Source organism: Pseudoalteromonas tetraodonis (assembly GCF_002310835.1).
GTDB lineage: Bacteria > Pseudomonadota > Gammaproteobacteria > Enterobacterales > Alteromonadaceae > Pseudoalteromonas > Pseudoalteromonas tetraodonis.
Genome location: NZ_CP011041.1, coordinates 522,411 through 543,971 on the forward strand (window position 1 = coordinate 522,411; position 21,561 = coordinate 543,971).

20 protein-coding genes are annotated in these 21,561 nt (G+C 43.0%); 17 read left to right on the plus strand and 3 right to left on the minus strand.

Annotation, left to right across the window (positions count from 1 at the left end):
• The first annotated feature begins 18 nt into the window (after positions 1-18).
• The 15 genes from rsmH to lpxC all read left to right on the plus strand — a co-directional run bounded on the left by rsmH (position 19) and on the right by lpxC (position 17,280).
• A complete protein-coding gene (rsmH, locus tag PTET_RS02470) occupies positions 19-957 on the plus strand; it encodes a 16S rRNA (cytosine(1402)-N(4))-methyltransferase RsmH (RefSeq protein ID WP_008110698.1) in 939 nt (312 codons plus the stop codon).
• Positions 954-1,280, plus strand: coding sequence for a cell division protein FtsL (gene ftsL / locus PTET_RS02475; protein ID WP_008110697.1), 327 nt, complete (start codon positions 954-956; stop codon positions 1,278-1,280). Before rsmH ends, ftsL begins: the two co-directional genes overlap by 4 nt.
• Positions 1,277-3,094, plus strand: a complete 1,818-nt coding sequence (locus PTET_RS02480; protein WP_013464053.1) for a peptidoglycan glycosyltransferase FtsI — start codon at positions 1,277-1,279, stop codon at positions 3,092-3,094. Before ftsL ends, PTET_RS02480 begins: the two co-directional genes overlap by 4 nt.
• Complete coding sequence (murE, locus tag PTET_RS02485) at positions 3,087-4,565, plus strand: UDP-N-acetylmuramoyl-L-alanyl-D-glutamate--2,6-diaminopimelate ligase (RefSeq protein ID WP_058155454.1); 1,479 nt, start codon at positions 3,087-3,089, stop codon at positions 4,563-4,565. The genes PTET_RS02480 and murE overlap by 8 nt, the downstream gene beginning before the upstream one ends.
• Positions 4,562-5,950: a UDP-N-acetylmuramoyl-tripeptide--D-alanyl-D-alanine ligase gene (locus PTET_RS02490; protein ID WP_008110694.1), complete on the plus strand. Its 1,389-nt coding sequence runs from the start codon at positions 4,562-4,564 to the stop codon at positions 5,948-5,950. Before murE ends, PTET_RS02490 begins: the two co-directional genes overlap by 4 nt.
• Positions 5,944-7,026 (plus strand): phospho-N-acetylmuramoyl-pentapeptide-transferase, encoded by a 1,083-nt coding sequence (mraY, locus tag PTET_RS02495; RefSeq protein WP_008110692.1) that lies wholly within the window; start codon positions 5,944-5,946, stop codon positions 7,024-7,026. Before PTET_RS02490 ends, mraY begins: the two co-directional genes overlap by 7 nt.
• Entirely contained in the window at positions 7,027-8,361 is a 1,335-nt protein-coding gene (murD, locus tag PTET_RS02500) for a UDP-N-acetylmuramoyl-L-alanine--D-glutamate ligase (RefSeq protein ID WP_096038153.1), read from the plus strand.
• Complete coding sequence (ftsW, locus tag PTET_RS02505; RefSeq protein ID WP_096038154.1) at positions 8,358-9,533, plus strand: cell division protein FtsW; 1,176 nt, start codon at positions 8,358-8,360, stop codon at positions 9,531-9,533. Before murD ends, ftsW begins: the two co-directional genes overlap by 4 nt.
• Positions 9,530-10,606, plus strand: coding sequence for an undecaprenyldiphospho-muramoylpentapeptide beta-N-acetylglucosaminyltransferase (gene murG / locus PTET_RS02510; RefSeq protein WP_013464056.1), 1,077 nt, complete (start codon positions 9,530-9,532; stop codon positions 10,604-10,606). The genes ftsW and murG overlap by 4 nt, the downstream gene beginning before the upstream one ends.
• A gap of 42 nt (positions 10,607-10,648) precedes the next feature.
• Positions 10,649-12,058, plus strand: coding sequence for a UDP-N-acetylmuramate--L-alanine ligase (gene murC / locus PTET_RS02515; RefSeq protein ID WP_013464057.1), 1,410 nt, complete (start codon positions 10,649-10,651; stop codon positions 12,056-12,058).
• Positions 12,055-12,975 carry a D-alanine--D-alanine ligase gene (locus PTET_RS02520; protein ID WP_013464058.1) on the plus strand — a complete coding sequence of 307 codons (921 nt, stop codon included), beginning with the start codon at positions 12,055-12,057 and terminating at the stop codon, positions 12,973-12,975. Before murC ends, PTET_RS02520 begins: the two co-directional genes overlap by 4 nt.
• Position 12,976: 1 nt before the next feature.
• Positions 12,977-13,738 (plus strand): cell division protein FtsQ/DivIB, encoded by a 762-nt coding sequence (locus tag PTET_RS02525; RefSeq protein ID WP_013464059.1) that lies wholly within the window; start codon positions 12,977-12,979, stop codon positions 13,736-13,738.
• Between the two features lie 13 nt (positions 13,739-13,751).
• The gene (gene ftsA / locus PTET_RS02530) at positions 13,752-14,984 is read left to right on the plus strand and encodes a cell division protein FtsA (RefSeq protein WP_013464060.1); all 1,233 of its coding nucleotides are present in this window, start codon (positions 13,752-13,754) and stop codon (positions 14,982-14,984) included.
• Between the two features lie 21 nt (positions 14,985-15,005).
• Entirely contained in the window at positions 15,006-16,262 is a 1,257-nt protein-coding gene (ftsZ, locus tag PTET_RS02535) for a cell division protein FtsZ (protein WP_013464061.1), read from the plus strand.
• 106 nt (positions 16,263-16,368) lie between these two features.
• Positions 16,369-17,280 carry a UDP-3-O-acyl-N-acetylglucosamine deacetylase gene (lpxC, locus tag PTET_RS02540; RefSeq protein WP_013464062.1) on the plus strand — a complete coding sequence of 304 codons (912 nt, stop codon included), beginning with the start codon at positions 16,369-16,371 and terminating at the stop codon, positions 17,278-17,280.
• A gap of 102 nt (positions 17,281-17,382) precedes the next feature.
• Here the strand turns inward: lpxC and yjjG are convergent, their stop codons facing one another.
• The 3 genes from yjjG to PTET_RS02555 are packed head-to-tail and all read right to left on the minus strand — an operon-like array spanning position 17,383 to position 19,568.
• Positions 17,383-18,057, minus strand: a complete 675-nt coding sequence (gene yjjG / locus PTET_RS02545; protein WP_013464063.1) for a pyrimidine 5'-nucleotidase — start codon at positions 18,055-18,057, stop codon at positions 17,383-17,385.
• Positions 18,058-18,068: 11 nt separating this feature from the next.
• Positions 18,069-18,608, minus strand: coding sequence for an inosine/xanthosine triphosphatase (gene yjjX, locus PTET_RS02550; RefSeq protein ID WP_013464064.1), 540 nt, complete (start codon positions 18,606-18,608; stop codon positions 18,069-18,071).
• A gap of 60 nt (positions 18,609-18,668) precedes the next feature.
• A complete protein-coding gene (locus PTET_RS02555) occupies positions 18,669-19,568 on the minus strand; it encodes a phosphoribulokinase (protein ID WP_008114793.1) in 900 nt (299 codons plus the stop codon).
• Between the two features lie 115 nt (positions 19,569-19,683).
• On the opposite strand from PTET_RS02555, the gene PTET_RS02560 reads away from it, so the two are divergent.
• Complete coding sequence (locus tag PTET_RS02560; protein ID WP_013464066.1) at positions 19,684-20,553, plus strand: TolB-like translocation protein; 870 nt, start codon at positions 19,684-19,686, stop codon at positions 20,551-20,553.
• A gap of 380 nt (positions 20,554-20,933) precedes the next feature.
• A complete protein-coding gene (locus tag PTET_RS02565) occupies positions 20,934-21,299 on the plus strand; it encodes a hypothetical protein (protein ID WP_013464067.1) in 366 nt (121 codons plus the stop codon).
• The last annotated feature ends 262 nt before the right edge of the window (positions 21,300-21,561 follow it).

Sequence of the window (21,561 nt, forward strand, 5' to 3'; positions counted from 1 at the left end):
AAAGGCAAATAACAGCTAATGACAGCGCAATTTGAACACGTATCCGTATTAATGGACGAAACCATAGATGCACTTGCAATTAAGCCAGACGGCATATACATGGATGGTACCTTTGGACGTGGCGGACATTCAGGGCAAATATTAGCGCGCTTAGGTGAAAGCGGTCGTTTGCAGGCCATTGACCAAGATCCACAAGCGATAAAGTCTGCTGAAAAGTTTGCTGATGACCCGCGTTTTTCAATTGCTCATTCTCGTTTTTCAAAGTTATACGAGGTAGCTGAGCAAAACGATCTTATTGGTCAGGTTGATGGCATTTTACTTGATATTGGTGTGTCGTCGCCGCAGCTAGATGACGCAGCGCGTGGCTTTAGCTTTATGAAAGATGGTCCGCTCGATATGAGAATGGATCCAAGTACAGGTCGCAGCGCAGCGCAGTGGTTAGCTGAGGCTGAATTAGATGACATTACTCATGTGATCAAAAAGCTAGGTGAAGAAAAATTTGGTAAGCGCATTGCGCACAAAATTTTAGAAGTGCGTGAACACACGCCAATCACTACCACTAAGCAGCTCGCTGATTTAGTCGATGAAGCCGTACCGGTGAAAGATAAGTTTAAACACCCTGCAACGCGGACTTTCCAGGCTATTCGTATTTATATCAATAGCGAATTAGAGGAAATTCAAACGGCATTACAAGCGGCGATTAAAGTTCTTAAGCCGGGTGGTCGCTTAGTGGTTATTTCGTTTCATTCTTTAGAAGATCGCATTGTTAAACAATTTATTAAAAAACAGAGTAAGGGAGAAGCGATACCCAGAGGTCTGCCTTTAACCGACGCACAAATAAATAAAAATCTGACGTTAAAAGCAGTGGGTAAAGCTATTAAACCAAGTGCTGATGAAGTGGCGCGTAATCCACGCTCTCGCAGCTCAGTGCTAAGGATCGCACAGAGGTTGGGATGAGTAAAAAAGCGAGCTATCGCCAACCCAATTTATTTCTTGAAATAATTAAAGGCCTAGGTGCGAACAAGATCACCTTGGCCTTGTTGGTTGTGATATTCGCATCAAGCTTGAGTGTGGTGCAAGTAACTCATCTCTCTCGAGCGCAATTAATTGAGCAAGATTCGTTGCTCCAAGAGCGTGACGAATTGGATTTAGAATGGCGTTATTTTTTAGTGGAAGAAGAGTTTTATTCACAACATGCGCGCATTGAAGAAGTGGCAACGTCACAACTCGAAATGAAGCGGCCAACCAGCCAAGATGAGCAGGTAATTATATTACAATGAGAATGCGAGGCAAAAAACCAGTCAATAACCTAATAGCATGGCGCTTTATTTTAGTGTGCGCGGTGATTTTTTTAGTGTTTGTGACCTTGGTATCGCGTGCTGCGTACTTGCAAGTAATTGAACCTGATAAAGCGCGCTCTGAAAGCGATAAACGTACGGTACGGATTGAAAAACTGCATGTGCAACGCGGGATGATTTTCGATCGTAACGGTAAAGAGCTTGCCGTTAGTGTGCCTGTGGTAAGCGTGTATGCGGATCCTAAAGCCCTGCATAAATCACTGGTTAGTAAAGTACTTAGGCAAGCACGCAAAAACGGTGAAGATCAGCAAACGCTTCGTGAAAATGTTGCTGAGTTAAATAAGCGTACCGCCCTGTATTATAAAAATGATTTACGCTGGCGTGAATTGGCTGATGTGTTGCGCATTGAGCCTAGTAAAATTAACACGCGATTACTTGATGATCCTACTCGTCGCTTTGTGTATTTAAAACGCCAAGTGACTCCCGCTGTGGCTAATTACATCGGTGATTTACGCCTACCTGGTATTCATTTATTGGATGAATCAAAACGTTATTACCCTGCTGGTGAAGTAAGCGCACATGTTATTGGGTTTACCAATATTGATGGTAAAGGCATTGAGGGCATAGAAAAGCTTTATGAAAACGCGTTAACCGGTGAAGAAGGTCGCCGTACCATTCGCAAAGATGCGCAAGGGCGTGAAGTTGAAGTGCTTGATGAACGCGAGCGAGTAGAGCCTGAAAGCATTCAACTAAGTATTGATCAGCGAATTCAAGCCATTGCCTATAAAGCAGTTAAATCAGCGGTATTAACTTATAAAGCGACCTCAGGTTCTGCCATGGTAGTAGATGTTAAAACCGGTGAAGTCTTGGCCATGGTCAATAGCCCATCATTTAATCCTAACAACTTAAGCGGGGCGGCTCCTCATAAACGTCGTAACCGCGCTATTACCGATTTGTTTGAACCCGGCTCAACTGTTAAGCCTCTAGCCATTTTAGCTGGATTAGACTACGGCACAATCCAACCGGATGACAAAGTTGATACCTACCCAGGCTGGATGCGCTTAGGGGGCAGCTTAGTACAAGATACCCGTAATCATGGCGAAATGACGCTGCGCGAAATTTTAAAATACTCCAGTAATATGGGAGTAACCAAAATAAGCCAAACAGTACCCAAAGAGTACTTTGTGGGCCTGTATCAAAAAGTGGGGTTTGGCAGTGATAGTGGTACTGGCATGGTAGGCGAAAGTAGTGGCTTATTTTACCCTAATCGCCGTTGGTCAGATCATGAAATTGCAGCGCTCTCGTTTGGTTACAATATTGCCGTGAGTACCGCGCAAATGGCACGTTTTTACGCCATGTTAGGGGCTGGCGGGGTTAATCGTCCGCTTACTGTACTAAAACAAGATTCTATACCTGAAGGTGAGCGTGTCTTTCAACAAGAAGATGTTGAAGCCGTTGTACACATGATGGAAAGCGTATTTGAAGAAGGCGGTACCGCACGCCGCGTTAAAGTGGATGGTTACCGCGCTGCTGGTAAAACAGGCACCTCTAAAAAAGCCGCCGCAGGGGGCTATGGTGACGAATATGTAGGTTATTTTGCGGGCATTGCTCCTGCGAGTAACCCGCGATTAGCCGTTGTGGTATTAATCAACGAGCCCGGTGGAGATGTTTATTATGGCGGCGCAACAGCAGGTCCAGCGTTTGCAGAAATAATCTCTAATTCATTAAGAATTTTAAACGTTGCCCCAGACAAAGACTCGGTGGCATACGTGAAGGGCAAAGATGATGGTGCGTGATTTACACACAATTTTAAAACATTTAGAAATAGATGCAGCACGTTTAATGGTAAACGAGCTGCGTTTAGATAGCCGCGATGTAAAACCAGGTGATGTGTTTGTGGCGATAAAAGGGCACCAGTTAGATGGTGGGCACTTTATTAGTAAAGCAATTGAAAATGGTGCCAGTGCAATTATTGCCGACAGACTGTGTGAATTTGAAAGTGATTTTGAGCCGCTTTATTTAGTCTCAGAGTTGAATAAGAAACTGCCTGTATTGGCGAGTCAATTTTACCAACAACCGAGCAAGCACTTAGATTTAGTTGGCGTAACGGGCACCAATGGTAAATCGACTACCACAGCAATGATTGCTCATTTAGCGCAATTTTGTCATACCCAAGCCGCTATTATTGGTACCTTAGGTTACGGCCATCCAGATAATTTAACACCACTGCAAAATACTACGCCTTCGGCAGTCGATTTACAGCGTATTTTAAGCGACTTAAAAAATGAGCAACACCAATTGGTTGCTATGGAAGTGTCATCGCATGGTTTGGTACAGCACCGTGTTGATCAATGCTATTTTAAAGCCGCAGTGTTTACTAACTTGTCGCGCGATCACTTAGATTACCATGGCAATATGCAAAGCTATGGTGATGCTAAATTAATGCTGTTTCGTGATTTTGATGCTGATCATGTCATTCTTAATCAGGATGACGGACAAGCAGAGCAATGGATTGAAAAATACAGCTTTAATAGTCTTATTTGTTATGGCCGTAAAAACTTAGCCCCTAAAAATGCACAGTTTGTGTATTTTTCAGATGTTCAGTATTCAGCAACCGGTATTTCGGCGCAATTAACTACTAGCTGGGGTGATGTTGCCATAAAATCACCGCTGTTTGGTGAATTTAACCTTTATAATCTAACGGCTGCGTTAGCAACGCTATTAGCGCTAGGCTATCCATTAACACAGTTAGTAGCAGGATGTGAGTATTTACAGCCGGTAGCCGGCAGGATGCAAGCATTTACAGCGCCAAGTATGCCTACTTGCGTTGTTGATTACGCGCATACGCCAGATGCGTTGGCTTTAGCGTTACAAGCGCTGCAGCAACATGTACCAGGTGGAGTTAGTTGTGTGTTTGGTTGTGGCGGCGACAGAGATAAAGGAAAGCGTGTACTAATGGCACAAGCTGCTGAGCAGTTTGCAGACAAAGTGATCATTACCAGTGATAACCCACGCTCTGAAGACCCTAATGACATTATTAATGATGTAGCTGCGGGATTAGAGCATCCAGAAAACGTTCATTTAGAGGCCGATCGCGGTGCCGCGATACAATTTGCTATAGATAACGCAAAAGCCGGTGAGGTTATTTTAATTGCCGGTAAAGGGCATGAAGACTATCAAATTATAGGCGATACACGCATCGATTTTTGTGACCGCCAATTTGTACAACAACAATTAAAAAAAGCAGTAAGAGGGTCTCAAGCATGATCCCGATGGATTTTGATTGGCTAGCTAATGTGCTAGCAACCGATTATCAAGGTGATAATCGCAAGGTGATAAATATAAACACCGATACCCGTACTTTATGTGATGGTGAAGTGTTTTTGGCGCTTAAGGGCCCAAATTTTGATGGCCATAAATTTATTGAACAAGCAAAACAAAAAGGCGCTATAGGCGTGATTGTCGATCACGCTGTTGATACCGATATTGCTCAATTTGTAGTTGCCGATACCCGTATTGCATTAGGCACAATTGGTACAGCAGTGATGGCGCAAGTTGCACCTAAAACTATCGCTATTACTGGCAGTGTAGGTAAAACCACAGTTAAAGAAATGTGTGCCGCTATTTTATCAAGTAAAGGGGATGTATTAGCCACTAAAGGTAATTTTAACAACGACATTGGCGTACCGTTAACTTTACTCAGATTAGAGCCACAACATCGCTTTGCGGTTATTGAATTAGGCGCTAACCACATAGGTGAAATTGCGTACACCACCGCGATGACCAAACCGGATGTAGCTGTGGTATGTAATGTTGCTGCTGCCCACTTGGAAGGCTTTGGTAGCCTGCAAGGTGTGGCACAAGCAAAAGGTGAAATTTACGACGGATTAAAAGAGGATGGCATCGCCATCGTCAATTGCGATAGTGACTTTAGTCAATATTGGCTTGATAAGTTAGCAACGCGCAATATTAAATGTTTTTCGAGTAGTGAAAAGCTCGATATTTGGGCTGAAGACATCAGCCTAGATGCACAAGCTCGCGCAAGCTTTACTTTGTGCACCAAGCAACACAGTGTGCCGGTTAAGTTAGCACTGCCAGGTAAACACAATATTAGTAACGCGCTTATTGCTGCGGCGTTAACCAGTGAGTTTGACGTGTCACTTGAGGACATTGCCAGCGCGTTAGCTACCATGGGTGAAGTTAAAGGACGGGTTAACCTAATTGAAGCCAGTGATTCACTCACCATTATCGATGATACATACAATGCTAACGTAAAGTCGGTGAAAGCTGCGATTGATTTACTTAGTGATATTCAAGGTCATCGTATTTTGGCACTCGGTGATATGGGTGAACTTGGCGAAGATGCCCGTAAATATCATCAAGAAGTCGGTGAATACGCATTAGCGCAAGGCATTGATGAGTTATTTACACTCGGAGTATTAAGTAAATGTGCCAGTGATGTATTTGGGCTGCCAAATCGCCATTTCTCTAATCGTGAGCAAATGCTGCAGCAAATTCAAAACAGCATTAGCAAAGTAGATAAAAAAATTACCCTTGTCGTGAAAGGATCACGCAGTTCTCGCATGGAGCTTTTAGTAACCGATTTAGTTAATGGCCAGCAACAAGCCATCAATGGAGTATCATCATGTTAGTTTGGCTGGCTGAGTATTTAACTCAATATTATAGTGGCTTTAATGTTTTTTCGTATTTAACCCTGCGTGCCATTTTAGGTATTTTAACCGCATTGATGATGTCGTTGTATTTTGGTCCTAAGTTAATTCGTGCGCTGCAACGCATGCAAATAGGACAAACAGTACGTGATGATGGTCCGCAATCGCACCTATCTAAATCGGGTACGCCGACCATGGGTGGCTTACTTATTTTAGGGGCTATTTTTACCAGCACATTATTATGGGCAGACTTGTCTAATAAATACGTATGGGCCACTTTATTTGTAATTGGCTCATTAGGTATTGTGGGCTTTATTGATGATTACCGTAAGGTGATCCGTAAAGATCCAAAAGGACTTATTGCAAAGTGGAAATACTTTTGGCAATCGGTAATTGCACTGGTTGTAGCCACTGCGCTTTACATGAGCAGCACACAAGCAACTGAAACGTCACTGGTAGTGCCATTTTTTAAAGATGTACTGCCACAGCTGGGGCTGTTTTATATCGTGATCACCTACTTTGCGTTGGTGGGCACGTCAAACGCGGTTAATTTAACCGACGGTCTAGACGGTTTAGCCATTGTACCTACTATTTTAGTGGCTGCAGCACTGGCCATTATTGCTTACTTAACGGGTAATATTAATTTTTCGGCTTATTTGCATATTCCGCATCTACCACTGGCGAGTGAGTTGGTTGTGGTATGTACCGCTATTGTAGGGGCTGGGTTAGGTTTTTTATGGTTTAACACGTATCCGGCGCAAGTATTTATGGGCGATGTAGGCTCATTAGCACTGGGTGGTGCATTGGGGATTATTGCCGTACTTGTTCGCCAAGAGCTGTTACTGATTATTATGGGGGGCGTGTTTGTAATGGAAGCGCTATCGGTAATTTTACAAGTTGGCTCTTACAAATTACGTGGGCAACGCATTTTTAGAATGGCGCCTATTCATCACCATTACGAACTTAAAGGTTGGCCGGAGCCACGCGTTATTGTGCGCTTTTGGATAATTTCTATTGTGCTGGTACTCGCTGGCCTTGCGACATTAAAGATCCGATAAATGCAGTATTTAAACGAGATAAAAAATAAACACATAACAGTGCTCGGACTCGGTGTAACCGGTCTGGGCATTGTGCGTTTTTTATTATCTCAATCAATACAGCCTTATGTGGTCGATAGCAGAGAGAATCCGCCAGGTGTTGATTGGCTCAATCAGCACGCACCTCAATTAAAAACGCACTTTGGTGACCTAGAAAATGCGGCGCTCAGTGCTTGCGATATGATTATTATTAGTCCCGGGCTAAGCTTAAAAACACCAGCGGTTGCGAAGGCAATGAATGCCGGTGTAGAAGTGATTGGTGATGTTGAGCTATTTGCCCGCATTAATAGCAAACCAGTCGTTGCTGTAACCGGCTCTAATGGTAAATCAACCGTAGTAACACTTGCCTACGAAGTATTAAAAACCGCAGGTTATAAGGTGGCACTCGGTGGCAACATTGGCACAGCAGTACTGGATTTACTTGACGGTGACTTTGATGTATTTGTATTGGAGCTATCAAGTTTTCAGCTTGATACCACACGCAGCCTAAAAACGACTAGTGCAACCGTGCTTAATATTTCAGAAGATCATCTCGATCGTTATGATAGTTACCAATCCTATATAGATTCAAAACTAAGTATTTATAATGGTGCTGAACACTTAGTGATTAATGCTGACGATAAGCAAACACACCCTGTGAATCGCACGTTAGCACCACAACTGAGTTTTGGTGAAACACAAGGCAATTACCACTTAGCACAGCACAATAACGAAGCGCACTTTATGGTAAAGGACGAAGCTTATTTACCAGTAAGTGCTTTAGCCGTTGTGGGTAAGCATAACTATTTAAATACCTTGGCAGTGATGGCATTACTCAGCCCATTTGCAATTACTAAGGCGCATTACAAAACCGCATTAGCTCAATTTAATGGCTTAGCGCACCGTTGTCAGTTTGTGGGTGAGTTTAATGACGTTAAATATTTTAATGATTCTAAAGCCACCAATGTAGGCGCAACAATTGCCGCTATTGATAGTTTAGCGGGTGAACAACAAAACTTAGTGGTGATTGCTGGTGGTGATGCTAAAGGTGCTGATTTAGAGGTGTTAAAGCCTTATATTGAAAAGCATGTAAAAGCGCTGATTTGTTTTGGTAAAGATGCCAAAGATTTAGTGGCACTGAGTGCTAAAGGTCATTTAACCAATAATATGTCTGAGGCTGTGGCGCTTGCAAAGCAATTAAGTAAATCGGGCGATACCGTTTTACTCGCACCTGCCTGTGCCAGCATTGATATGTATAACAATTATATGCAACGCGGCGATGATTTTGTGCAATGTGTATTGCAGGAGCAGTCATGATTGCTTTTGCGGATATTAAAGAGGCACTCACCCCTAAACCTTCAGCGCAGCTTTATGATGTGCCACTGCTTTATTGCATGCTAATGCTGATTGGCGTGGGCTTTGTGATGGTCACCAGTGCTTCAATGCCGACTGCCGATAGACTGTTTGGTAATATCTATCATTTTACTATCCGCCATGGCATCTTTTTAGGGCTATCGTTTTGTTTATTTTGCATTAGTACTCAAGTACCTATGTCGTGGTGGAAAAAAGCTAACCCCTACTTGTTACTTATCGGTTTAGTACTGTTATTAGTGGTACTTATTGTAGGACGTGAAGTCAATGGTTCGACCCGCTGGATACCCGTAGGACCGTTTAATATTCAAGCCTCCGAGCTCGCTAAGTTATTCTTTTTTAGTTATATCGCAGGCTACTTAGTACGTAAGCGCAGTGAAGTACAAGAAAACATAAAAGGCTTTGCTAAACCCATAGCGGTATTTGCAGTTTATGCAGCACTTATTTTAATGCAGCCCGATTTAGGGACTGTGGTAGTGATGTTTGTTACTACGGTTGGTTTGTTGTTTTTAGCCGGAGCCAAGCTTTGGCAGTTTTTTGCACTTATTTTAACCGGTATTGCGCTGGTGGTTGGGCTTATTGTGTTAGAGCCTTATCGTATGGCGCGTGTGGTTGGCTTTTTAGAACCTTGGGATGACCCTTTTGGCAAAGGCTATCAATTAGTGCAATCACTAATGGCTTACAGCCAAGGTGATTGGTTTGGCCAAGGCCTAGGAAACAGCGTACAAAAATTACAATATTTACCAGAAGCGCACACCGACTTTATTTTTGCTGTTATTGCTGAAGAGTTAGGTTTTATGGGGGTGCTGAGCATTTTAATGGTACTCGGTACTTTAGTATTTAGAGCTTTACTCATTGGCCAAAACGCGCTTAAAAACGGCAAAGAATATGAAGGCTACTTAGCCTTAGCAATTGGTATTTGGTTTGCGTTTCAAACTATGGTGAATGTGGGCGCCAGTGCCGGTATTTTACCAACCAAAGGATTAACCTTGCCGTTTATTTCTTATGGTGGCTCAAGTTTATTAATGATGACCATAGCAACCGGTATTTTATTACGTGTAGATTTTGAGACCAAGATGGCAACGAAACAAGCCACGTCAGGTGGAGCTAAGCGATGAGTAAAAAAATAGTCGTTGTAGCAGGGGGCACAGGTGGACATATTTTTCCAGGGATTGCCGTTGCTGATTATCTCAAACAGCAAGGTTGGCAAGTTAGCTGGATAGGCACCCCAGATAGAATGGAAGCCAGTGTCGTGCCCAAGCACAACATAGAAATTGATTTTATTGATGTAAAAGGCGTGCGAGGGAATGGTTTAAAACGCCTTATTAAAGCGCCATTCATGGTTATTAATGCAATATTGCAAGCGCGTAAGGTATTAAAACAACAACGCCCTGACGTCGTTTTAGCTATGGGGGGGTATGTAACTGGCCCAACAGGTATTGCGGCAAAAAGCCTAGGTATTCCTTTGGTGATTCACGAACAAAATGCCGTAGCAGGCATGAGCAATAAATGGCTAGCGAAATTTGCGAATCGCGTGTTAGCGGCTTTCCCTAGTGCTTTTGCCAGTGGAAAGGCAGAGCTGGTGGGTAACCCTGTGCGTCAGAGTGTGGTTGATATACCTAAGCGGGAAGTATCAAGCCCAATCAATATGCTTGTTGTGGGTGGCTCGTTAGGTGCGCAAGTACTCAACCAAACACTGCCAGAAGCATTTAAGCGCTTGAATGATACTTGTGCCATTAATATTTGGCATCAAACAGGTAAAGGGCACCTTGCTAGTGTAAGTGAAAGTTACCAGCAGCAACAAATGGGCAATGAGCAAGTGACCGTTGCTGAATTTATTGATGATATGGATACTGCTTATAGCTGGGCAGATATTGTGATTTGTCGTGCGGGTGCGCTTACGGTAAGTGAAATTGCCGCAGCGGGTAAAATGGCGGTATTTGTGCCGTTTCCACACGCGGTTGATGATCATCAAACAGCCAATGCACAGTATTTAGTAATGGCAGAGGGGGCGTTATTAATGCCACAAGGGCAATTTAATCAGCGCAGTATTGTTGAACTTTTAAGCCCCTATTTAGCCGAACCTTTATTAATAACTAAAATGGCAGGCAAAGCAAAACAGCAAGCTATTTTAGATGCCACAGCAAGCGTAGCGATGCACTGTGAGCAAGTAACAAATAAGAGAACATAAGTGAAACAGACATTAGCAAAAGAAAAATATACACGCCCAGCGATGCGCCGCATTGAAACTATTCACTTTGTAGGGATAGGCGGTGCAGGCATGGGTGGCATTGCAGAAGTACTTGCTTTTGAAGGTTACCGTATTACCGGTTCAGATATAGCTCACAGCGCAATGACTGAGCGTTTAATTAAAGCCGGTGCTGAAGTATTTATTGGCCATCATGAAAATAATGTAAAAGACGCTAATGTGGTGGTGGTTTCAAGTGCAATAGATAAAACAAACCCTGAAATTCAAGCCGCGCAAGCTGCACGTATTCCGGTGGTTCGTCGTGCAGAAATGTTAGCTGAACTGATGCGCTTTCGCCACGGTATAGCCATTGCGGGCACCCATGGTAAAACGACCACAACCAGCTTAATTGCGAGCATTTATGCACAAGCCGGGCTCGATCCAACCTTTATTATTGGTGGTTTGCTTAACAGTGCTGGCAGCAATGCTAAGGTAGGTAAAAGTGACTTTTTAATCGCCGAAGCAGATGAAAGCGATGCCTCATTTTTGCATTTACAGCCTATGGTGTCGGTGATCACTAATATTGAAGAAGATCACATGGAAACCTACGGCGGTAGTTTAGAAAAAATGAAAGATACTTATGTTGAATTCATTCATAACCTGCCTTTTTACGGGTTAGCGGTGGTGTGCATTGATTCAGACGTTGCTGCTGAATTGATCCCCCGTTTTGGTCGTCCGGTGATCACTTACGGTGAGTCACACGAGGCTGATTATCGAATGAGTGACTTTAGCCAAACAGCGAACACATGCCAATTTACGGTAACTAATAAACAAGGTGAGAGTTTAACCGCCAAGCTGAATATGCCGGGTAAACATAATGCCCTTAATGCAACCGCAGCGATTGCCGTAGCTAAAGATCAAAATATTGCGAATCATGCAATTTTAGCGGCTTTAGATACTTTTGAAGGTATTGGCCGTCGTTTTCAGCACTACGGTGAATTTGAAAATGAACGCGGCAGCGTGATGCTTGTTGATGACTATGGCCATCACCCATCAGAAGTGGCCGCTACTATCACTGCAGCACGAGAAGGCTGGCCTGATAAGCGTTTAGTGATGGTGTATCAGCCGCACCGTTATACGCGTACTCGTGATTTATACGAAGATTTTGTTAAGGTATTGGCTGATGTTGATCAGCTTTTATTACTCGATGTTTACAGTGCTGGCGAAGAGCCGATTGTTGGCGCTGATAGTAAGAGTTTATGCCGTAGTTTGCGCCAGCGTGGCAAAGAGCCATTACATGTAGCCTCAAGCTCAGAGCTTGCGGGCGTACTTGCCAACTGCCTACAAAATAACGACCTAGTGCTCACACAAGGTGCAGGTAACATAGGTCAGCTTGTTAAAAATTTAGCAGCCACGAATATGTCGATAGAAAAATTAAAGCAAGGTGAAGTATGACACAGGTAAATTCCCAGTTTGGTAAAGTAGCGGTGCTGCTAGGTGGAAATTCAGCAGAGCGTGACGTGTCATTAAAATCTGGTCAAGCGGTATTAAATGCGCTGTTAGACGTTGGCATTGATGCGATAGCGTTTGATCCACAAAATCGTTCGTTATGGGAATTAAAGTCGTTATACGTTGATCGCGTTTTTATTGCTTTACATGGGCGTGGTGGTGAAGACGGCACGGTACAAGGTGCTCTAGAATTTATGAACCTGCCGTATACCGGCAGTAATGTTCTGGGTTCGGCACTGGCAATGGATAAAATTCGTTGTAAGCATTTGTTTAAATCGGCAGGCTTAAGCACCGCACCTTATGCCGTGGTTGATGCTAAAAAAGGCTTTGATGCCAATGCCATTATGGCGCAATTTAAAAAGGTAATGGTTAAGCCATCGCACGAGGGCTCCAGTATCGGTATGGCGCAAGCAAGCTCTGCAGAAGAACTTGAAGATGCGCTCACTAATGCATTTAAGTTCGACAGCCAAGTATTGGTAGAGCAGTGGATCACGGGTCGTGAATTTACCATTACGGTCTTGGGTGATGAAGTACAACCTGTGATTGAAATGAGCACCCCAAACGGATTTTATGACTACCAAGCTAAATATCAGTCAAGTAGTACGCAATATCATTGTCCTGCTGATTTATCACCATCGGATACTCAAAAATTACAAGCGATGGCGCTTGATGCGTTTGATTTAGTAGGTGCAAGTGGCTGGGGACGAGTCGATGCGATGCAAGATGAACAAGGACATTTTTACTTACTAGAAGTGAATACCGTACCAGGCATGACAGAAAAATCATTGGTGCCAATGGCAGCAAAAGCCAACGGGGCAAGTTTTGAGCAATTAGTTGTTCGCATTTTGGAGCAAACCCTTTAATATGCATCCCTTTTTAGAGAAAGCGCAGCAACTAAAACAGCAACTTAACTGGTCGCTGATTTTTGGAGTGAGTTTTTTTCTAGCCGTGGTGATAGGGTTAATTGAAATAACCAGTGGGGTTTCGCACTGGTTAGTTGAAAATAAAGATGCACAAATTAAGCATTTAACGGTGCTGGGGAACCCTAAGTACACCGATGAAAAAGCAATAACAGCGGCAATAAAAAAAGCAGATTTAAGCAGTTTTTTTGAGCTAAACGTAAAGCAAGTTCAGCATTTAGTACAAGAGCTGCCTTGGGTTGCAACGGTATCGGTAAGAAAGCAATGGCCTGATACCATTCAAGTTTACGTGGTAGAACATCAAGCGGTTGCTCACTGGAATAGTGACTTGCTGATTAATCAAAGCGGTGACGCGTTTGAAGCAAAAAGTGATAAATTAAGTGCCACTTTACCCCAACTATATGGGCCAGAGGGCAGTGAAAAAGAAGCATGGGTAGCGTTTAAACAGTTTGATGAAATGCTCAAAGTCAATGCATTAACGCTCACTAGCCTTGCGCTATCTGAGCGGTTTTCGTGGCAACTTTGGTTAGATAACGGTGTGCGTTTAAATTTAGGACGCAAAGATAAAGCCAAACGTGTACAACGTTTTATAGACGTTTATTCACGTATAGAAAAACGTGCTGATGCACAGATAGATGCAATTGATTTACGCTACGATACCGGCCTTGCAGTGAGCTATAAGCCACTGCAAGAACAGCAATTATAATAAAGAGTAAGGCATGACTAAGTCAGCAGAAAGAAACCTAGTGATTGGATTAGACGTTGGCACTTCTAAAGTAGTGGCCACGGTAGGTGAAATCACCACAGATAACAAGCTCAGCATTGTTGGCGTGGGGAGCCAAGTATCTCATGGAATGGATAAAGGCGGTGTTAACGATTTAAATTTAGTGTCTGAGTCTATTCGCCGCGCTATAGATGAAGCCGAATTGATGGCTGATTGTCGTATTAGCTCGGTTTATTTGGGTATTTCTGGCAAGCATATTCAGTGTCAGAACGAAAGCGGTGTTGTGGCTATTAATAACACCGAAGTAACCGATGAAGACATTGAAAATGTAATACACATTGCTCGTTCAGTGCCAATTTCAGCTGAACGCAAAATGTTGCATGCTTTGCCGCAAGAGTACAGCATTGACATGCAAGAGGGGATTAAAAACCCACTCGGCATGAGCGGTGTGCGCATGGAAGCACGCGCGCACATTATTACCTGCTCCAACGACATGGCTAAAAATATAGAAAAATGTGTTGAACGTTGCGGGCTTGAAGTTGACCAACTTATATTCACAGCGCTTGCTTCGTGTTATTCCGTACTGACGGATGACGAAAAAGAGTTAGGTGTTGCGGTGCTTGATATTGGTGGTGGTACTATGGATATCACTATTTATATTAATGGTGCGCTGCGTCATTCGGCGGTTATTCCGGTGGCAGGTAACCAAGTAACCGGTGATATTGCAAAAATATTTCGTACACCTATATCACATGCTGAGTCACTCAAAGTACAATATGCCTGTGCAAGTAGCCAAATGGCGAGCAGCGAAGACACGATTGAAGTGCCAAGCGTAGGTGGGCGACCAGCAAGACTGATGTCTAGGCACACGTTATCAGAAGTGGTTGAGCCACGTTTTAGAGAATTATTTGAACTGGCGATGGAAGAAATTCGTCGTTCAGGATTAGAAGACCAAATTGCAGCAGGTCTCGTCATTACTGGCGGAACTGCTAAAATGACTGGCGCAATGGAAGTGGCTGAAGATATTTTTCAGATGCCAGTAAGAATAGGTAAACCAATTGGTGTAGTAGGTTTAACTGATTATGTTGATGATCCATCGTACGCAACCGCTGTAGGTTTGTTACAATACGGGCGTACTATGCAGTCGATGAATGCACAAAAGTCGAAAGCGGATGATAATAATAATTGGTGGAACCGCATCACAAAATGGTTTCAAGGCGAGTTTTAGTACTCAAGTCGGAGAGTAAATATGTTTGATATAATGGAACAACACAGCGAAGAAGCTGTAATAAAAGTAATCGGTGTTGGTGGCGGCGGCGGTAACGCAGTTGAGCACATGGTAAAACAACAAATAGAAGGTGTTCGTTTTATTGCAGCGAATACGGATGCACAAGCATTACGTAATTCAGCCGCTGATGTAACGGTACAATTAGGTACGCAAATAACCTCTGGGTTAGGTGCGGGTGCAAACCCTGAAGTAGGCCGTCAGTCGGCTGAAGAAGACGCAGAAACGATTCGTGCCAGCCTTGAAGGCGCCGATATGGTATTTATAGCGGCAGGTATGGGCGGCGGTACAGGGACCGGAGCAGCGCCAGTCGTGGCTAAAATAGCTAAAGAGCTGGGCATTCTAACCGTGGCAGTTGTAACGCGTCCATTTGATTTTGAAGGTAAAAAACGTGCTGCTGCTGCAGAGCAGGGGATTAGCGAATTGTCTGAAATCGTGGACTCGTTAATTACTATTCCAAATAACAAATTACTAAAAGTATTAGGTAAAGGGACAACTTTACTGGATGCGTTTGCTAAAGCAAATGACGTATTATTTGGTGCGGTACAGGGTATTGCTGAGCTAATCACACGCTCGGGTCTAATTAACGTGGATTTCGCCGACGTACGTACTGTTATGTCTGCAATGGGTACAGCCATGATGGGGACTGCATCTGCCTCGGGTCCTGATCGTGCACAAGAAGCAGCAGAAGCGGCTATTTCAAGCCCATTATTAGAGGACGTTGATTTAACCGGTGCTAAAGGTATCTTGGTTAATATTACTGCCGGCATGGATATCGCGATTGAAGAATTTGAAATCGTGGGTAATCACGTTAAGGCGCTAGCGTCTGAAAACGCAACGGTGGTTGTGGGTGCGGTAATCGACCCTGAAATGACAGACGAGCTACGTGTAACGGTTGTTGCAACTGGCTTAGGCGGCGATCGTCGTCCGCAGTTTGGTATTGTAGATAACGGCTTTAAAAAAGCATCAGGTTCTGATGTAGCCAGTTCAAGCACGCAAACGAGCAGCAGCATGTATGTACCTAGCTTTGCAAGCCAAGGCACAAGCACGACTGAAGAGCCTGCCACGACATCGCAAACAGAATCAAAAGAGCAAAGCACATCGACGAGCTCTTCAAGTTCTTCAGCGAATACGTCGTCAAGTAGTGCTAAGAAAACAGATAAATCTGAAGGTGGCGATTATTTCGACATCCCTGCTTTTTTACGTAAACAAGCAGATTAATAAAAAACAGTACTTTTGTGCGAAATGTGAACGAATATTGTAGTTATACCGTATTTATGCTACACTCCGCCGTCTAACTGTAATATATACTAAAGTGAGCGAACCTATGATTAAACAGCGTACGATTGCACAAGTAGTCAAAGCCATAGGAATTGGACTTCATAAAGGTGAGAAGGTCACAATAACTCTCCGACCTGCGAGCGCAAATACTGGGATTGTATTTCGTCGTGTCGACCTTGATCCGGTTGTTGATTTTGAAACAACACCTGAAGCCGTTGGTGATACGCAATTGTGTACCTGTTTAATTAACAAAGATGGCGTTCGCTTATCGACTACTGAGCACTTAATTGCGGCGGTTGCGGCAATGGGAATCGACAATTTAATTGTTGAACTTGATAGCTCAGAAGTACCAATAATGGATGGTAGTGCATTGCCATTCATTTATTTATTACAAAAAGGCGGCATTGAAGAGCAAAATGTTGCAAAACGCTTTATTCGTATTAAAGAAAAAGTACGTATTGAAGAAGGTGATAAATGGGCCGAAGTAGAACCTTACGACGGATTCCACATCGATTTCGAAATTGCCTTCGATCACCCTGCAATCAATGAAAGCCGCCAACGTGTTGGTTTAGATATTACGGCACAAAGCTTTACTGAAGAGATAAGCCGTGCACGTACTTTTGGCTTTATGAAAGACATTGAATACATGCATGCTAACAACCTAGCACTAGGTGGCAGCATGGATAGTGCAGTGGTACTTGATGAATTTAAAGTTTTAAATCCGAACGGTTTGCGTTACGCAGACGAGTTCGTCAAGCATAAGATACTAGACTGTGTAGGTGACATGTTTATGACAGGTCACAACCTTTTAGGCAAAGTAACCGCATTTAAATCAGGCCATGATTTAAATAATAAGTTACTACGCAAAATTATGGCAACAGAGTCAGCATGGGAGTGGGCAACCTTTGAAACGCCTGTGACGATGCCTGCCCCCGGCCTTGAGCTAGCTAACGCCTAATTAGTTAATCACTTATATACAGTTATAAAAAATGACGCTTATTAGCGTCATTTTTTGTTTGTTAATTAGCTAAACAGCTAAATTACACTCAGGCTTTTATTATCAAAGTCCTAATATAGTTTGCAACTGTTTAAGCTGGGTTACCTGATATGTTGGTTTAATTCCCTCAGGCAAGTTCACGCCAGGATGTTGCAGCCAACAAGTGTCAATTCCCACATTTTGACCGCCAAGAATATCACTGCTGGCGGTATCACCGACCATTAAAATTTGCTCTTTCGGTGGATTACCCATTAAGTTAAAGGTGTGCTCAAATATCTCTTTTGCAGGTTTAGCAATGCCGACTTGCTCAGAAATAACCAACCAGTCAAACATATCTTGCAGCCCTGTATGCGCTAGGCGACGTGCTTGTAACTGAGAAAAACCATTGGTAATAATGCCCAGCTTGGCATGGGGTTTAAGGGCATTTAATAATTCAACGGCGCCGGGTAAAGGCATACAAATTTCGGCCATAGCTGATAAAAAATCATCATTGAGCTGTTGAGCTGGCACATCTAGTTTATTTGCCAGTTCGCTAAAACGAGTTACTTGTAAGTGACTTGAGGTGATCTCGTTGTTTTGATAAGCAATCCATAATGACTTATTGGTGTTTTGATAATGGGCATAATCTGCCTCGGTAAAATCCATGTCATAGGTTGCTAGCATGTTTTTAAGGCCAGCAAAGGCATTAAAGCTAAATAAGGTTTCGTCGGCATCAAATAATACGTAGTTATACTTCATTAAAACATCCGTTATTGATTATATAGAGTGGGATTAAGAAAAGGCGCCATGGCGAGTGTCAGCGCTTGAGTATAGGTACTTTCTCGTGTTGCATGATGATCAGTTAACAAGCCAATAGCACCCCCTTGCTGTTTAATATTGGTGGTATTAAAGGCTTTATCCATCACGTCACCAAGCTCTTCACCTTGAAGCAATGCTTTATAAAACACAGTGGGCAGGGGTAAGTTACTGCTTCGGCCTGTAACTTGCTGTGCGCCATTATCAATAACTACATAGGCAAAGGTTGCCGCACCATAGCTAAATTGCGCTGCACCACCTTCCATCGCCACATAGTAGTCTGCCTGATAGTGGTTTTTACAGCAATTAACGCGATTTTGTGCCCCTAAGCAGGTTTGCTCTTCACCTAAGGGTTGATCGGGTACCTCTGAGGGCGCGTGAACACCACTACATTCGATTACACGCTCAGGAAAATACATCGCAAAAATATGTTTAGCGGCATTGATTTTTACTGGGTTTTTAGACCCAACAATAATTTTAATTGATTGCGACATATTAAACTCGTCATACTTAAAATCAGCAGTGTACGTGAGTTAGGGTTCACAAAAAAGAGTCTAAATAGGAATTTCAGGCGGGGCTAACTTTGCTAAGGCGCGTTTTTTCAAAATAATATCTTTTATTAGAGGCGTGAGCACCAGTTCCATCGCGAGACCCATTTTACCACCAGGCACCACTAAGGTGTTTATACGCGACATAAAACTGCCTTCAATCATCCGCAAATAATACGGAAAATCAACATCATCAATCCCCCTAAAGCGAATCACAACAAAGCTTTCATCAAGGGAGGGGATATCTTTAGCGCTAAATGGGTTGGAAGTATCAACGGTGGGGACTCGCTGAAAGTTAATATGGGTACGAGAAAATTGCGGCGTTATATGATTAATGTAGTCATCCATACTGCGCACAATAGAGTCCATGACTTTTTCACGAGAGTGGCCGCGTTCTGAGGTGTCGCGAATGAGCTTTTGGATCCATTCAAGGTTAATAATAGGCACCATGCCTATGAGTAAATCAACATGTTTAGCAACATCATGATCTTCATCAACTACACCGCCATGTAGACCCTCGTAAAACATCAGATCTGTATTTTGCTCAAGTTCTTGCCATGGGGTAAATGTCCCAGGTAACTGGTTATAAGGCACGGCTTCATCAAAGGTGTGTAAATAACGACGAAGTTTTCCTTCGCCTGTTTCACCGTATTTAGTAAATAAGTCTTCTAAGGCGCCAAAGTCGTTAGCTTCTCGGCCAAAATAGCTAATGTGTTTACTTTCTTGCTGTGCTTCACGAATTTTTTTGTCCATTTCAGGACGTGTATAACGATGAAAGCTATCACCTTCGATAAATGCCGCATTGATATCAAGGCTACGGAAAATATGCTTCACGGCGTTAGTGGTGGTCGTTGTGCCCGCTCCAGATGAACCGGTGATTGCAATAATAGGGTGTTTAGCTGACATGTTTGTTCTCTTTTTTATGACCCGTTAGTTATAAAGAGTTGACTGACTTAGGTCAAGTGACGTCATTAGTAAATAACGTTATCATGAGGTGCTTAAAATTAAAACGAGAGAAAGCATGAAACTGATTAAACCATTGTTAGGGCTTATAGCTATAAATGCTTTAACGCTAGATATTGCTCAGGCAAGTATGCCTAAAAGCCAAATTTTGCTCGCCGATTTAAATACTCCGCATGGTATACGTGTAAGCATTGTTAGTGATAAAACGAGCTATAACAATCAACCCCATTTAACCGACACCGGCCTATACTATACCCGAGAAATAATCAGTAATGACCAGAGTCAAACAGATATTGCGCTTTACAGCTTATCATCAAAACAAACGTCTATGGTCACTAATACGCCACAAAGTGAATACTCGCCCACTTTAACACCGGATGGGCAGCACTTATCGGCGATTGTCGTTGAAGACGATGGTAAACAAAAGCTATGGCAATATCCGTTGGCACCCGAGTTGGCTGCAAGTCGTATTTTTGATTGGATTGAACCTGTAGGCTATCACGCTTGGGGAAGTAACAACGATTTAGTGATGTTTATTTTAGGCGAACCACACACTTTGCAATATACCTCGGTTGCTGCGGCAAAAGGTGAGGTGGTAGCAAGCGATATTGGTCGCACGCTTATTTATAATAAAGCGCAGGCTGAGTTTTTATTTAGCCATAGTAAACACGGGCAGCATCACTTAGCGCGTTTTGATCCACAAACTAAGCAAGTTACCGATATACTTAGACTGCCAAACCAAGTACAAGACTTCATCTTAAAAGATGAAAATACCATTGCTTACGCAATTAAAAACCGTGTTTACCAGCGTAAATTAACACGCGGCTCTGCTATATCGCAGTGGCTTGATTTAAGCCAATATTGCGATACTGAAATAAGCCGGTTGAGTTATAAAAATCAGCAATTAGCGTTTGTGTGTAGTGAATAAATAAATTTCGGACTTTCACTCATGCATGAGTTAGTCTAGGGTCTGTTGACCTTTGCGGATTACAATTTGTTCAAACTAGGGGCGGTTTAATCGCGGCGCGAGGTTTGTAACCTAGTGGGCTAAGTCAAAACTGAGCAAAGCTTCCGCGTCCTGCTCACGCCCCTTACCTACATCCATGTAGGCAACAAAGAGTAAATCGCCCCTAGGCAGAACCCGAAGGGCAGTGCCTGTTTGGCATTGATGCTGCGTTATCGCCTATTTATGGGGAATAACCACATCACATATGCTTTACCTTGGCTAAATACCAAACAGACTGCTGCAAATTTAACTTTGAAAGGTCAACAGATCCTAACCCCCTATTAAATAAAAAGGAAAGTCACGTGGCATTTAGTGCAGACGAGTTAACCGAGCAGCTGATCAAACTAGAGTGTAGAAGTAACTTTAAAATAAAAAACATAGCTGAGTATATGCTAGTAAACTCTAAAGAGGCGTTTTATACCCATGCTGAAGCAGGTAAAGGTAAAATTGTGATCCGCCCGGCATTTGAAGTGTTTAGCGATGACTTTACTGATATTGATGGGGTTGTGCGTACTCAAGGCTATTTTCATAGCAGTGAAATGACCCGTTTTCCTACCCGTATTTATAAAAGTACGCAGCCTATTCATTATGGTGTCGCTTTTAAAATTAACTCTGAACAAGCGGCAAAAGAGTTTATAGCTAAGCTAACGATGATTATTGGCGGTTAATAGAGTGGTGCAGGGCTAAAGGCAAAAGGTGCAAGATAAAATCTTTAACCCTTAACCCTTAACCCTTAACCCTTAACCCTTAACCTATGTCTTTAATTACTACCTCTAAAAGCGCAGCGCCTCTTAACCTCTTTGTGAATAAATTTTTTAAGATCTTATTACACAAAGAGAAGACAATGAGAAGTAAATGAGAAAACATCAGCCATTAGCCCGAGTTTGAGGTTTTCGGCCCGTTACTCGTCGCCCGCAGCCCGCCATCCTT